This is a genomic window from Cyanobacteria bacterium GSL.Bin1, from assembly GCA_009909085.1.
Lineage (GTDB): Bacteria > Cyanobacteriota > Cyanobacteriia > Cyanobacteriales > Rubidibacteraceae > Halothece.
On sequence record JAAANX010000070.1, the window covers coordinates 1 to 13,615 of the forward strand.

13 protein-coding genes and 3 pseudogenes are annotated in these 13,615 nt (G+C 45.0%); 6 read left to right on the forward strand and 10 right to left on the reverse strand.

Translation table 11 applies throughout. The features are described from left to right. Positions 1-85: 85 nt before the first annotated feature. From GVY04_08835 to GVY04_08855, 5 genes and pseudogenes are all read right to left on the reverse strand, one after another. Complete coding sequence (locus GVY04_08835; GenBank protein ID NBD16238.1) at positions 86-346, reverse strand: hypothetical protein; 261 nt, start codon at positions 344-346, stop codon at positions 86-88. A gap of 232 nt (positions 347-578) precedes the next feature. Then, entirely contained in the window at positions 579-950 is a 372-nt protein-coding gene (locus GVY04_08840; GenBank protein NBD16239.1) for a hypothetical protein, read from the reverse strand. Between the two features lie 236 nt (positions 951-1,186). Next, the gene (locus GVY04_08845; GenBank protein NBD16240.1) at positions 1,187-1,603 is read right to left on the reverse strand and encodes a hypothetical protein; all 417 of its coding nucleotides are present in this window, start codon (positions 1,601-1,603) and stop codon (positions 1,187-1,189) included. After that, positions 1,533-3,563 carry a hypothetical protein gene (locus tag GVY04_08850; protein ID NBD16241.1) on the reverse strand — a complete coding sequence of 677 codons (2,031 nt, stop codon included), beginning with the start codon at positions 3,561-3,563 and terminating at the stop codon, positions 1,533-1,535. The genes GVY04_08845 and GVY04_08850 overlap by 71 nt, the downstream gene beginning before the upstream one ends. A gap of 152 nt (positions 3,564-3,715) precedes the next feature. Beyond that, positions 3,716-3,979: pseudogene (locus GVY04_08855) on the reverse strand (hypothetical protein). 44 nt (positions 3,980-4,023) lie between these two features. Here GVY04_08855 and GVY04_08860 point away from each other — a divergent pair. The 3 genes and pseudogenes from GVY04_08860 to GVY04_08870 all read left to right on the forward strand — a co-directional run bounded on the left by GVY04_08860 (position 4,024) and on the right by GVY04_08870 (position 7,259). Further along, positions 4,024-4,338 carry a hypothetical protein gene (locus GVY04_08860; GenBank protein ID NBD16242.1) on the forward strand — a complete coding sequence of 105 codons (315 nt, stop codon included), beginning with the start codon at positions 4,024-4,026 and terminating at the stop codon, positions 4,336-4,338. A 62-nt stretch (positions 4,339-4,400) separates the two neighbouring features. Next, complete coding sequence (locus tag GVY04_08865) at positions 4,401-5,180, forward strand: tryptophan-rich sensory protein (protein NBD16243.1); 780 nt, start codon at positions 4,401-4,403, stop codon at positions 5,178-5,180. A 108-nt stretch (positions 5,181-5,288) separates the two neighbouring features. Continuing rightward, positions 5,289-7,259, forward strand: a pseudogene (locus tag GVY04_08870) (hypothetical protein). A gap of 74 nt (positions 7,260-7,333) precedes the next feature. Here GVY04_08870 and GVY04_08875 read toward each other — a convergent pair. Then, complete coding sequence (locus tag GVY04_08875) at positions 7,334-7,636, reverse strand: DUF3082 domain-containing protein (protein ID NBD16244.1); 303 nt, start codon at positions 7,634-7,636, stop codon at positions 7,334-7,336. A 93-nt stretch (positions 7,637-7,729) separates the two neighbouring features. On the opposite strand from GVY04_08875, the gene GVY04_08880 reads away from it, so the two are divergent. Both GVY04_08880 and murQ read left to right on the forward strand, forming a co-directional pair. After that, positions 7,730-8,098 (forward strand): DUF3110 domain-containing protein, encoded by a 369-nt coding sequence (locus GVY04_08880; protein NBD16245.1) that lies wholly within the window; start codon positions 7,730-7,732, stop codon positions 8,096-8,098. Positions 8,099-8,107: 9 nt separating this feature from the next. After that, complete coding sequence (murQ, locus tag GVY04_08885; protein NBD16246.1) at positions 8,108-8,977, forward strand: N-acetylmuramic acid 6-phosphate etherase; 870 nt, start codon at positions 8,108-8,110, stop codon at positions 8,975-8,977. Positions 8,978-9,018: 41 nt separating this feature from the next. On the opposite strand, the gene GVY04_08890 is transcribed toward murQ, so the two are convergent. Both GVY04_08890 and GVY04_08895 read right to left on the reverse strand, forming a co-directional pair. Beyond that, entirely contained in the window at positions 9,019-9,342 is a 324-nt protein-coding gene (locus GVY04_08890) for a hypothetical protein (GenBank protein NBD16247.1), read from the reverse strand. 379 nt (positions 9,343-9,721) lie between these two features. Next, on the reverse strand, positions 9,722-10,069 hold the full coding sequence (locus GVY04_08895; protein ID NBD16248.1) for a helix-turn-helix domain-containing protein: 348 nt from the start codon (positions 10,067-10,069) through the stop codon (positions 9,722-9,724). A 38-nt stretch (positions 10,070-10,107) separates the two neighbouring features. On the opposite strand from GVY04_08895, the gene GVY04_08900 reads away from it, so the two are divergent. Continuing rightward, positions 10,108-10,428, forward strand: a complete 321-nt coding sequence (locus GVY04_08900; protein ID NBD16249.1) for a transposase — start codon at positions 10,108-10,110, stop codon at positions 10,426-10,428. A 9-nt stretch (positions 10,429-10,437) separates the two neighbouring features. Here GVY04_08900 and purL read toward each other — a convergent pair whose 3' ends face one another. After that, positions 10,438-12,720 (reverse strand): phosphoribosylformylglycinamidine synthase subunit PurL, encoded by a 2,283-nt coding sequence (gene purL, locus GVY04_08905; GenBank protein ID NBD16250.1) that lies wholly within the window; start codon positions 12,718-12,720, stop codon positions 10,438-10,440. Positions 12,721-12,937: 217 nt separating this feature from the next. Continuing rightward, a pseudogene (locus GVY04_08910) lies at positions 12,938-13,224 on the reverse strand (hypothetical protein). Between the last annotated feature and the right edge of the window lie 391 nt (positions 13,225-13,615).

Consider the following 13,615-nt stretch of genomic DNA (forward strand, 5'->3'; position numbering starts at 1 on the left):
GAGAGAAAAACTCAGAGAAATGTTGAACAGCTTAACAACTGAAGTGATTGCTTCGGTAACGGGTTGGCAATTTATTTTGGAAGCACTATCTGTAGCAGGTATTTAGCAAATTGGTATTAGTCATACAGAAGTTGTCCAGACAAATCGCGATCGCAGAACTGAAAAGCGCGATCGTTGTGGTGAGGGAATAATGACTAACAAAGCAGTGCAGTGGACAGAGGCGTGATCGCTGGAGGAAGGCGCGATTCCTGTTTGTTTGAATGAGAGGGAAGGAGCGCGATCGCGCTTTTCGATTCGGTGCTAGAAGCGATCGCGCCTTTGTAAAATTAATATAGGGCTTAAACATATTGGGATAGGAAAATGTCAGAATTATTAGAATCAGTAATTGAGTAAGTGAAACAACTTTCGCCCTCTGAGCGCGATCGTATTGCAAAACTTATTCTGGGAGACCTTGAACCCAACAAAAACTTTGATCATCCCCAATTATTGAATAAGGTTCAATCCTAAACGATGAAACCAACCTAATCCAAAATACTCCCCAATCTGAGGAGTATTCGACAACTAGCTAAGACTAAGCGTTAATGGTTGTCTTTGTCAGTTAAATCGGATAGATGAACTCTAACCATTTCAATATAGCCTTCATCTTCGGCTGCAGCAGGGGATAATTCGCCAGCAGCGATCGCCCGATTGACTAAATCTTCAGCATCAATCTGACTGGTTTCATAAGCTTGTTGAAGCCGATAGTAACTAGGAACTCCTTCTGATTCCAATCTACCTCGATAGGCAGCAGAAACTAAATCAAACGCTGCCGTACTCCGAACATTGCGTTGATTCTGGGTATAGGCTTGTTCTGCTTCCGATTCCGAATTGATGGTTTCAGCTTGTGCTGCTGGAACAACGCCAACAGTCATTAGTAAAGCGCTAAGGGTGCCGAGTGTTAAGTTACGCATCACTCTGATCGACCTCCTCTTTTTCTTTGCTTCATTTTCTAGGTTAAGAAAAGGTTATCAACGATGACTTCCCACTGATGAAATATATCTCCCGCTTCTAAGAAAAACAGCTTCTGTCATTCAAAATAGGCAGTAAGTTATATCAGTTACAACCAAACGGTATTTTCTCTAAAACAAGTTGGTTGAGAAGATCAGTAAGAAACGAATGCCTCAACACCCCCAACTGCGCGGGTAGTTCACACATAGTTGACGTAATCTGCGGTTAAGTCTAACTCGGTATTAGCAGTAATGGCGATTAAATCTTCTTCCCCATCAAAGATGCCAAGCCCAGAGATACTATTAATTTCGATGTCATTCACCGTGTAATCAGAAGCACTACCCTTCAGTTGTAGGATGTCTTTCAACGGATCGAAGTCAACCAGCCAAGCGTAATCTTCCTCTCCCGCATTACTGTACAAAACACCCTTGTCATTCCCTAAAACAAACTGATCTTCTCCAGCACCACCGATGAGTGCATCAATATCGGTAGCAGATAAAGTGGTTCCCACTAACGTATCATTGCCTTGTGCCCCCTTGAGTTCGTCAAAGTCTTCCCCTCCATCCAAAGAGAAAATCGTTGCCCTCACCGCCATTGAGGGCATCTGTTCCGCCATCACCAAAAATCCGATCTTCTCCTTGACCCCCGAGAATTAAATCAGCATTGTCACCCCCAGAAAGGATATCATCATCGGCATCACCACTAATAAAATCCATGCCACCGTTGCCAAAAATCCGGTCATTGCCTTCACCGCCATTGATAAAATCATTATCTGATCCGGCTTGAATAACATCATCACCGGCATCGCCATTGAGAAAGTCATTTCCTGAAAGGACATCATTGCCAACGCCACCATTAATTACATCCTCATCGAGACCACCATCAATGAAGTCATCACCGGCATCTCCGTTAAGAAAGTCCTGTCCCGCCGGATCGAGAAGCGAATCATCACCCTCATTACCACTGAGGAAATCTTGCCCCTCGCTTCCTAATAAGAAATCGCTTTCTGGTGTTCCTTGAGATGGGTTATTAAATTGGGTTTCAGTTTCCGTTGGCGGATTGACAGGATTTAAAGTCGTTTCACTACTAAGTTTGAAATCTTCTGCACCAATCTGATCCGGGGAAACGAATAGTACAGCAGCAATCTGTTCTCCTGTTTGGGCAATGTTAATTGACGAACCAAATAAAGCAGGTAAAATGTCTAGATCATCAAAGGTTAAGCCTTCTTCTAACAAGAAGAAATCTTCGCCAGCGGTAAAATCTTGGATATCTTGAATACCACCGGAGGCAAGGAAAAAGTCATCTTTTCCCCCGCCACCAAAGGAAATATTAATGCCCGATCCACCAATGATGAGATCTTTTCCAGTATTACCAATCAGTAAATCGTTGCCAGCACCGCCATCTATAAGGTTGTTGCCATTACCCGCGCGGAAGAAATCATTACCAGCACCACCGAGTAAGATATCGTTACCACGACTCTCTAAATTAAAGAAGAAATCATTGCCCTCATTTCCTTTAACGAGATCATCCCCATTCCCATCGGCTAGGAAATCGTTACCCAACCCTCCGGAAAAGATGTCTTTCCCATCACCCCCAACTAGCAAGTCATTCCCTTCCTTACCAAAAACAATCCCGTTGAGTGTTCCTTGAGAACCATCGTAGTCATCATTCCCTGCACTTAAAACAACATCGCCATTAATCGTGCCGCCATTAACCACACTAATGCTACCTTCTGCTTCAGCTGCCGTGATCGCGAGGGGTCCATTTTCCGTTAGACCGCCTTGAATTGTGCCGGTATTAATAATACTGCCATTGAGTTCAGTCCGATTTTCTATTAATACAGTTGCTCCCTTTTCTGCTGCCAAAACACCAGAATTTTCAATATTGCCATTGAAAATAGATGTTTCTGCTTCTGAAGCCTCTACCCAGTAGAGGCGAACTGCAGCCGCTTGGTTGGCTTGGTTATCTGGCGCACCATCAGGTAAGCCGCGACCTTGCACAACGCCTTGGTTAATCACTACCCCACTGACTTCTGCACCCAGTTCTAAGGAAATCGCATCGCCATTATTCCCTTTGCCAACATCAATAATGCCTTCAGAACGGTTTTCAATGAAAAAGGTGTTAGCGGTCACGTCTCCATAAACGGTTCCATTGCGAGGATCGGCCGTGGAAAAAATGTGACCGAGATTGATCAGTGTCACTTCATTACCGCCAATATTAACAGGGCGGCTATCACTCGTAATTACGCCATGGTTAAAAATGATAGCCGAGGCTTCACCACCATTGGCCACATTAATGCCATTAAAATCGCCGTGAATCGTGCCTTGATTATCGATAATTGTATTGGTTCCTTCAACTTGAATTGCTGTATCGTTTCCATCAAGGTTGTCGTCAGTATCAGTGCTATTAATTCTTCCTTCGCGATTAATAAAAATGCGGTTCAAATTGCCCTGAGTTATGACCGATGGCGTATCGTTAGTTATGAGTTTTCCGAAGACATTGAGAGAGTCACCCAATTCGTTTAAAAGAATCGGTGTTGTATTTGTTTCATCAAGTGCAATATTAAGATTATCCATTAAACTAGGCTCCGAAAATGTTGATGACTCTATTTTTAAAATGATTTTCGGTCACCGTCGATGGAGAAAAATTAGGGAGTTAAACAAGCCCAAAAAGCTTAACTTTTCTACACTAGATTCAAAATTAAAGGCTCATAAAGTTCTTTAAAGCCCTAGCAGAGTCCATTAAACAACTGGGGCTCTGTAATTAGCAATTCTGTTAAGATGACGTTCAATCTTCTCGCGACTTTTCCCAAAATAATCTGAGCAGAACTTAGCCATTTTTTAACTTTCTCAATCCCATTTTCACCGTTGTACTGGGCAAGATAAATCTCTCTGAGTTCTTCTTTTAGTTCATAAGCAATCCTCAAGCAAGGTGACTCTTTAAGGAGTTCCTCTAACTCTCCTGTTTCTTCCTCAGTTAAATTGTCAACTGATCTCGGATATTTGGTAGAAGTTGACTCAGGATCGAGTTAAGCAAATGCAACCTGATTTAGGGATATTAGCTAACCTGGAACGACCGAACGCAATCATTACCAGTATTGCTAAGCCAGACTCTCGTTTCGACATTGTTTCTCGTTTTTTCGCTCCTGGTTTGGGCATTCTTGAAGATCCCGTTACCGGCGCCGCTCACTGTGTGTCGGGTCCCTATTGGTGTCGTCGCCTCCAGCAGGATACCCTTTTGGCCTATCAAGCCTCTCCCCGGGGCGGTGTCGTTAAGGTTGCCTACGATGGCAGCGATCGCGTTGCTCTCAGCGGTCAAGCGGTGATGGTGTTTCGTGCCGAAATGATATGACTCATGGATTATAGCTCAGTGCTATAAACTAAAAATCAGAAAATCCTATTGCAGGTCAGGTTATGAAGCTCAATCCAGATGTGGTGCGCCAAGTGTCAAACGCGATCGCGATTTTTACGGCGTTTGGTGTCAATATTTTTGCAAATGTTAAACCCATTGGGGGCTTAACTTTAGGGGAAATTTCTAATCAATTATTTGCAGATGTTTTAATCACACCAGCTCGTTATGCGTTTGCAATTTGGGGAGTGATTTATTTAGGATTGTTTAGTTTTGCGATTTATCAAGCGCTACCCAGTCAACGAAAAAAAACGATTTTACAGGGCATTAGTTATTGGCTGGTTACAGCGAGTGTGGCACAAATTATTTGGATATTTGTCTTTCAATTGCGCTTTTTTACCGGGTCATTTTTAGTCATGTTACTGATTTTATTGCCCTTACTTCGGGTCTATTCTCACCTCAATGGTCAGGAACAAAAACTGCCCTGGCGAGACCGTTGGTTTGTTCAAATTCCAATTAGTATTTATGTAGCTTGGATTAGTGTGGCAACCGTGGTTAATGGCGCAGTTGCTCTTACTGCTGCTGGTTGGGAAGGGTGGGGAATTCCTGCAGAGATTTGGACAGTAATGATGATGGTCATTGCGGGTGCCATTGCACTGCTGATTAATTTCTTCAACCGAGATGTTGCCTTTACTGGCGTTTTTATTTGGGCATTGATCGCGATCGCGCTTCGGCACCAAGAGCAGTTACCCATTTTTATTACAGGAATAATTTTAGCGATCTTTTTGGGGAGTTTAATCCTCTGGAATTTCCGTCAACAGCCTAAGCAAACTCCTCTCTCCTAAAAAAGAGAGGAACAGCCGTACTTCTCGTGTTAGTCTGAAAGGTAACCTTAACTTTTCTCCGCTTTTTTTAGCAATCATTGGTGAACTAGCCTAGAAAATTTTGTTGTTATGGCAAATCATTCTCTTCCCTCCTCAGAAAAAACAGCAAATGCCAGCGAAGCCTCTTGGTCTCCCCCGCTTAGCAAAAGAATCTTACGATTTTTCGGTTGGCCGTTTTGGGCAATCATCGTGATGGTGACGTTTGGCGTAACTGGCTATGCCGCTACTTCTGCCTTACTGAGCTTAAATACGCCCAAAGGGTGCAAATCGATCTATTGGCCATTAGCCTCTGGTGCTAGACGCTTATACTGCGCACAAGTGGAAGCCAAAGAAGGCGATGCAGAAAATTTAATTGACGCGATCGCGTTAGTCTCTCAACTTCCCGAAAACCATCCCCTACGTGCAGAAATCGATAAAAACATTAAACTCTGGTCAGAGGAAATTTTAGTTTTAGGAGAAAGACAGTTTCAAGCCGGAAATTTAGAAGCAGCAATGGCAATTACGAATGATATTCCTTCTGGAGTTGCTGCCAAAGAGGTAATTGAGGAAAAAGTGCAACGGTGGCAAAAAATTTGGGAAAAAGGAGAAGCCATTGAAAAAGATGTAGAAGAGCGGTTAAAGCAAGCAGAATGGAATTTAGCCTTTGAAGAAGCGGGAAGACTCGTTGATCTCGATAATGAATATTTAGCGAATCGTCGTTACACGGAATTAGTAGCAACCATTCAACAAGCCAAAATTGAAGGGGCAGTTCTGCAAGAAGCTTGGGAGATCCTTGATCAAGGAGGACTCAAAAATTTACTAACAGCCCTCGAAAAAGCACAGACCATTGACGCCGACAGTTACTCCTACGATGGTGCGCAAAAGCTGATTACAACAGTCGGAGAAACCTTAATGAGAGAGGCATACAACAATCTCAATCAACGTCGTTGGAAGACTGTTTTAGAGATTACCCAAGCCATTCCAGAAAGCTTTGATTCTGAGTTTGATTTAGAGGAAGAAGTAACGGATTTAAGACAAATTGCCCTAGCGGGTTTAGAAGCCGAATCTGGTAGCATTGGCGGCTTGAGACAGGCAATTGCCCAAGCTGAAACAATCGTTGAAAAACGTCCCCTTCACGAAGAAGCACAACAATTGATTGCCCGCTGGGAAAAAGAAATAGATGATGTAGAAATTTTGAATCTTGCCAAAGGTTACGCCAGTGGGGGGACAACCGCCGATTTACGGGCAGGAATAGACAAAGCTGATGAAGTGCCCAGAGGCAACCCTCGCTATCAAGAAGCACAAGTATTGATCAATGAGTGGAATCGAAAAGTGCAAACCATTGAAGATCGACCGATCCTGAATCGCGCTACCGAAATTGCTCGTGACCGAAACATTAGTGCTTATGAATCTGCCATTGCCGTGGCTCGAAATATTAGCCCGAACCGTGCTCTTTATGAAGAAGCCCAAGATAAAATTGCCACTTGGCGCGACAAAATTGAACGGATTGAAGATCAACCCATTCTTGATCGCGCGATTCGATTGGCGAATCAAGGAAGCCTAGAACGCGCGGTTGTAACAGCCGAAAAAATTGCTCCCAATCGGGTTCTCTATCAAGACGCCCAAGGCAGAATAGAAGATTGGCGCGACAAAATCGAACGGATTGAAGATCAACCCATTCTTGATGAAGCAACGGAACTGGCAAAGCAAGGAGAGTTAGAAGAAGCGATTCTAACCGCGCAACAGATTAACTCGAACCGTACCCTTTATCAAGAAGCCCAAATGAATATCCGTAGCTGGCGCAATGATCTCGCAGCACGAGAAAATCTGCGGGAAGCCAGTCAAATTGCTGAAGCAGAAACTGTGGATGCGTTAACACGAGCGATTAAAAATGTTACGCAAGCCTTTAATTCTGAAACGTATCGTTACCAAGCCGAACGACTCCTTAATCGCTGGAGTGAGCAAATTTACGAAATGGCACTGCAACGAGCGAGTGAAGATAATTTAGCGAGCGCCATTCGCATTGCTCAACAGATTCCCTCCCAAAGCAATCTTTACCAAACCGCTAAAAACAAAATTGAACGCTGGCAAGAAGAATTAACGGTTAATTCTGAACAGACCAGTGCGGATGATAACTAAGAGGATTTTTCTTCTCTCAACCACTTGATGCCAGTCTGTATGGCTAGTAAGAATAAGCCCACAGCAACTAAAATAAAGACGGCAGTGGCTAATACCCCAACCCCCATCACTAAGGTGCGGACAGCAACGGCAATCGTAGCGGCGGTTTGATTCGTATCAGGAAGCGGTTGTTCGGCATAACGCGCAATAATCGCTTGCGTTAGACGATAGAGGGGAATGCTCAAGCCGCCGGCAATGAGTGCCCCCAATAAAGCATTTCTAAATGTAACTGCATGTGAAGAAGAAGTTGGTTCTGTCATTAGTGGTTTCGGAATAATTAACTTCAGTAGTCGTTAAACTGGGAAAATAGCAAAAATTTGGTGTGACAATCGTTAAGGAATCTTATTCGCATTATGCGTGTCTATGTACTGTTATTCAATACCGGTAGTGAAAACCAAGGCATTCACTCCTTAAAGATGGGCGATCGCGATATTGTATTAATGTTTGAGTCGGAAGACGATGCGACTCGCTTTGCCCTCATGCTAGAAGCGCAAGACTTTCCTGAACCCAGGGTAGAAGAAATTGATGCTGATGAAATTGAAGCCTTCTGCGCTGATGCGGGGTATGAAGCCCGACACATTCCGCAAGGAGAACTGATTACGCCCCCTGACAATACGGTGGAGCAAATGGATTGGAATTTAGAAGAGAAAACGAATGCCTCTGAATCCGCAAGCAGTGATAATTTAGATGAGGTCCGTCGTCGTCTTGAAAATTTATTGTAAATCAAACTTATGGCTTCCTCTCGCGGTCATCTCTTAACGGAACAGAATAATCCCAATAGTGGCAATCTCGACCAACTCTCGAGCGTTGAAATCGTTGAACTATTTAATCGGGAAGATGCACAAACCCTCACTGCTATTGATCAAGCCCGTCATCAACTGGCACAAGCCATTGATTTGGTCAGTGAGGCGCTAAAAGCAGGAGGACGATTATTTTATGTTGGGGCAGGAACTAGTGGGCGTCTCGGGGTTTTAGATGCCGCCGAATGTCCGCCCACGTTCTGCACGCCACCGGAGTGGGTGCAAGGGATTATAGCTGGCGGAGAACAGGCGCTCGTTAAGAGTTCCGAAGACTTGGAAGATCGTGCTGTTGATGGCGAAAGCGCGATCGCGCAACATGAAGTGAATGCTCAAGATGTTGTGGTTGGGATTACTGCGGGTGGGACAACGCCCTATGTTCACGGTGCTTTGCAGGCTGCCCAGCAGCGAGGGGCAAAAACGATTTTTCTGGCTTGTGTCTCTGCTAAAGAAGTACCTGTGCAAGTTGCGGTTGACATTCGCTTATTAGTCGGTCCAGAAGTCTTAGCCGGTTCCACCCGCTTGAAAGCGGGAACCGCCACGAAAATGGCACTGAATATTCTCTCGACGGGGGCCATGGTGAAACTGGGAAAAGTCTATGGCAATCGCATGGTAGATGTCGCAGTGACCAATGAAAAATTGCGCGATCGCGCCTTGCGGATTCTCCAAGACTTGACCCCCCTCTCGCGGGAGGAAGCGGCTCTCTTACTAGAAAAAAGCGGCAATCGCGTTAAAATAGCCCTCCTCATGCAATGGGAAGGCCTCACGCCAGAAGAAGCGGAAAAACGAGTGCATTCCTCTTAAGCGAGCAATTTGTCGGTTTCGATTTTCCTTTCAACCTCTCTTTAGCGAGCAACCCCTTTTGAGGGCTCGGAATCGAGTTGTTTAAACTGGTAAAAACGATACAAAGTATAAATATCGAACCATCCTGCAACGAGGGCTAAGGTTAACCCAATTACAATGACACCTCCCCAAACCGAGCCAGCGCCAAAGATACTTAAAAATGCCAAGAGTTGGTTCAGAGTCACTTCGCCAACGCTTTCTAAGCCCGGAAAGTAGCTAATTCCGAGCGCGATCGTTAATAACCCTAAAACCAGCATTACGGGAAGCGCAAAACTAATCACCACGGTTACAACGAAAGAACTTAATAAATTAGAGAGTCGTTTCATCATCATCTCAGAAGTTAACCTTTCTAGTGTTCGGTTTCCTTATCGAGAAACTACCCACTACCATAGGGGAACTTACCCAGATTGAGCGTAAAACGTCAGAAATCTTAAATCTTTATTAATAAACTTGTTGAAGTTGGGTAACAAATCTGGTTCTCTATGACAAAATCATTCCCTCATCGCTGTTCTAGCAAGCCAAGAAAATATTAAATTCTATGTATAATGATTGAGTTATAAATTCTTTTGCCAAGGCGAATTTTTCCGGAATGGGTAATGTTTCCCGACTCCTAATATTCATTTGGTATAGGCTTTGCTTAAGCTGTATGAGCAATTTGGGATTTATAAAGATAGCAAAATGGCTTTACTAGTTTCAACAAGGTCCTTACTCGTGAGTTTCAGTTTGCATCGCCGCTTGAAAGACCTGTTTGGCAAATTGGGGATTTTCCCGCATCCGGCGGAAAAGGGTGGGCATATTTTCATAATGTTCCCGCAGCAGCGATTCATCTTGCTGGGGAATTCGACCGGCTAAGAAGATCAGCTTTTCTTCGTCTAAGGCTAAATGGCGGGCTAAAGCACGAATGACGTCTTCTTTGGGAGGATAGTCTGCCCGGTTATTTTCCAATTTAGATAGATAAGTAAAGTCTAATTCGAGGAGCTTTGCTAATTCTCTTTGACTGTATCCTTGGTATTTTCGCGCTTGACGAATCAGTTGACCAAATTGTTGATTCACTGTATCTTGACCTCCTTAAGTTTTCACTATAGCCTGACTTGAATAAAAAATCAATTTTTACCAGCCCAGCTAATGGTAAGGAGTTCCCCTTTTTTTGCTTAATCTTCTCAATCAACCTGGGGAATGATGTTCCACCAATTGGCTTTTGGGGGAGAGCAGTAGGAGCCGATATTAGACTTCTTGACTATTTAGTAACTTCCGATGGGTTTCGTTTACCCAGACCCAAGTTTTTCAAGGATCTCGAAAGCGAGCTTAAATTGCTGCAAAAGAGATTAGCTAGAAAGAAGAAGCGGTCGAAAAATTACGAGAAAGCTAGAAAGAAAATAGAAAAACTCCACTTATCGCGAGTGAACTTTTAACCGAAAAGGTTACTTAACGGAAGACGCGATCGCGCCCTCAAATGGCTCTCTCATCGCTGCTAAAGGAAGAATGAAATGGGAATTAATCTTTAATTCTTCTCCTTGTACCACCCCAATTTGTTGCCAAAACTCTCCTAAGTGTTGTTGTAAAAAGGCTTCCCATTGTTCTTGTGTCTCAGGAGGCACAGCAACCAAAATTCGACTTGCCCCCTCCCCAAATAAACACTCATCCCAACGTTGATTTGCATGGGGAGAAAGGGTAACCGTCACCCCTAAATTACCGGCAAGACAAGCTTCCGCTAAGGCAACGGCAATTCCACCTTCAGCACAATCATGGGCCGAGTGAATCAAGCCTTGTTTAATGCCCTCGCGGCAAGCCAATTGCACTTGTTTTTCTAAGTCAAAATCAAGCTGAGGCGGTTTCCCAGCAACAGTTTCATGAATGGTCGCAAGGTATTCCGAACCGCCTAAGGTTACGGTTTCTCCACCTAAAAGATAAACGCGATCGCCGGCTTGACGCCAGCCTTGTCCACACACCTGGCGCACATCTGCGACAACCCCCACCATGCCAATCACTGGTGTGGGATAAATCGGTTGTGGATTGCCTTGGTTATCAAACGTTTCATTGTAGAGAGAGACATTACCGCCAGTAACTGGGGTGTTTAATTGCCGACAGGCTTCGGCAATTCCCTCACACGCTTTTGCCAGTTGCCAATAGCCAATAGGTTTTTCCGGACTGCCAAAATTCAAGTTATCGGTAATCGCCACCGGTTCTGCGCCCACACAACTTAAATTCCGTGCTGCTTCTGCTACTGCTAATTGTGCCCCCCCATAAGGGTCAAGATAAACATAGCGTCCATTACAGTCTGTGGTTGCGGCAACCCCTTTGTAAGTTTCCACTGATTCGGTTTGAGGACGTACGCGAATTACGGCGGCATCAGCCCCACCAGGGAGTAAAATCGTATTGTTTTGTACTTGCTGATCATATTGGCGATATACCCAAGCTTTAGAGGCAATGGAGGGAGTGGCAAGGAGAGTTAAGAGAATCTCTGACCAGGTTTGACCGTTAATCCCCTCTTCATTACAAGGGGGCAAAGACACACTGGTCCATTGCCAAGCGGTTTGGGTATATTCAGGTGGTTCCGAGAGAATTTCTCGTTCGTAGAGTGGTGTATTTTCCGCTAAAGCCGCAGCGGGAATTTCCGCAGCCACTTTCCCTTCCTGGAGGATGCGCACAATCGGATCGCTAATCACTTCGCCTGCCACAACCGCGTGCAGTTCCCACTTCTGGAAAATATCAATCAGTTCTTGTTCCCGTCCTTTTTCCGCAACGAATAACATCCGTTCTTGGGATTCAGAGAGGAGATATTCGTAAGCGGTCATCCCGGTTTCTCGGTGGGGAATCCAGTCTAAATTGAGTTCAATGCCCACGCCGCCTTTTTCTGCCATTTCTGAGGTGGAACAGGTTAACCCGGCTGCCCCCATATCTTGTGCTGCGACAACAGCACCGGTTTTAAAGGCTTCTAAACAGGCTTCAATTAGGGATTTTTCCAGAAAGGGATCCCCCACTTGTACCGCCGGGCGATCATCCGCAGAATCTTCGTTTAGTTCTGCACTGGCAAAACTGGCGCCTCCCATCCCATCGCGTCCGGTGGTGGAACCGACATACAGAACGGGATTGCCAATGCCAGACGCTCCAGCCTTGACAATGTCTGGGGTTTCCATTAATCCCAGTGCCATGGCATTCACCAGGGGATTACCCGCATAAGCGCTATCAAAATATACTTCACCGCCAACCGTGGGAACACCAACAGAGTTCCCATAATGACTAATCCCTTCCACAACGCCGGTAAAAATGCGGCGAGTGCGAGGATTGTCTAGCTTGCCAAAGCGTAGCGAGTTGAGAATGGCAATGGGACGCGCGCCCATGGTGAAGATATCTCGAAGGATCCCACCGACGCCAGTGGCTGCCCCCTGAAAGGGTTCCACGGCAGATGGATGATTATGGGATTCAATTTTGAAGGCGAGACGTAAACCGTCGCCCAAGTCAATCACTCCAGCATTTTCGCCGGGTCCTACGAGAACGCGATCGCTGCTGGTGGGAAATTGCTTTAACAGCGGACGCGAATTTTTATAGCAACAATGTTCCGACCACATGACACCAAACATCCCCAATTCCGCTTGATTCGGATGTCTGCCTAGTCTTTTAACGATTTCCTCGTATTCTTCGGGCTTAATGCTTTCTGAGGCAATTTCGTCTGGGGAGAAGGGTGCAGCGTCGATGGCAGTCATGAATGATCGTACAAATCCGGGACAGAGCTTATTGTAGCAGGAGAGTGTAATTATTTTAGGGATCGGTATTGTTTTTTCAGAATAGCAGAGGAGGTCTGAATTGACTTTAATTATTGTTTCAACTTAATCCAACTCTCCTCTCTCTGTCGTTGGGAAACCCAACCAGAGTAAGCAGCTACAAAAGTTGCGCCAATCCTCCTCAAAGTGCTCAGTAACCTCAATCGACTTGTAAAAGGGGTTCATGGGGATTAGGACTGGTAGAGTTGCTGGAAGGGGAAGTGAGGGAAGATGCCTGAGTAGATTGATATCCGGCTATGATCAAAGCGAGTAATAACCCAACCACAAATCCGGCTAAAAATGTCCAACCGTGAGACGGGTATAACGAACAAAGTAAACGCCGATCGCGCCCGTAAATTTGGACTGACCAGCCTTGATCAATCTCGTCTTTTATAGAATACTTCATGAGTTTTTTCTCCTTAGTTTAGTTGAGTCAAGTTGGTTCATTGTGTACGTTCCTTGCTGATCGAATGTGTATGGCGGTGGCGGGCACTTACTTGCCTGCCGCTACGGAATATCTCGCAGAAATTCACTTGTGAAGGGAGAGTGTCTCAAGGAGAGAGACGGGGTCGCTCAAACCTGACATTGATGTCGAGCAGAAGACAGACATCTATGCTTTCGCCTTGAACGATTTTTTACGTTTATATTTAAATTTGCTGCGACCATTGGTCGCAGATTACACCTTTCCTTTAGGAAGATGCCTGATGCGGTCAGAACTTGTGCGCGTGCAGGACCTCGGCCTCACAGAGATAGGTGATACCCGAATAATCCTCGAAAAACTGCGCTGCCACCTCATCCGAAATCTTCAGAGCCATCTCCCGAGTGGGAGTGAGCACCT

Bases quoted from the DNA above. Each gene is read 5' to 3' on its own strand.
- GVY04_08835 (NBD16238.1), bottom strand. From the start codon at position 346: ATGTTTAAGCCCTATATTAATTTTACAAAGGCGCGATCGCTTCTAGCA.
- GVY04_08840 (NBD16239.1), bottom strand. From the start codon at position 950: ATGCGTAACTTAACACTCGGCACCCTTAGCGCTTTACTAATGACTGTT.
- GVY04_08845 (NBD16240.1), bottom strand. From the start codon at position 1,603: ATGGCGGAACAGATGCCCTCAATGGCGGTGAGGGCAACGATTTTCTCT.
- GVY04_08850 (NBD16241.1), bottom strand. From the start codon at position 3,563: ATGGATAATCTTAATATTGCACTTGATGAAACAAATACAACACCGATT.
- GVY04_08860 (NBD16242.1), top strand. From the start codon at position 4,024: ATGCAACCTGATTTAGGGATATTAGCTAACCTGGAACGACCGAACGCA.
- GVY04_08865 (NBD16243.1), top strand. From the start codon at position 4,401: ATGAAGCTCAATCCAGATGTGGTGCGCCAAGTGTCAAACGCGATCGCG.
- GVY04_08875 (NBD16244.1), bottom strand. From the start codon at position 7,636: ATGACAGAACCAACTTCTTCTTCACATGCAGTTACATTTAGAAATGCT.
- GVY04_08880 (NBD16245.1), top strand. From the start codon at position 7,730: ATGCGTGTCTATGTACTGTTATTCAATACCGGTAGTGAAAACCAAGGC.
- murQ (NBD16246.1), top strand. From the start codon at position 8,108: ATGGCTTCCTCTCGCGGTCATCTCTTAACGGAACAGAATAATCCCAAT.
- GVY04_08890 (NBD16247.1), bottom strand. From the start codon at position 9,342: ATGAAACGACTCTCTAATTTATTAAGTTCTTTCGTTGTAACCGTGGTG.
- purL (NBD16250.1), bottom strand. From the start codon at position 12,720: ATGACTGCCATCGACGCTGCACCCTTCTCCCCAGACGAAATTGCCTCA.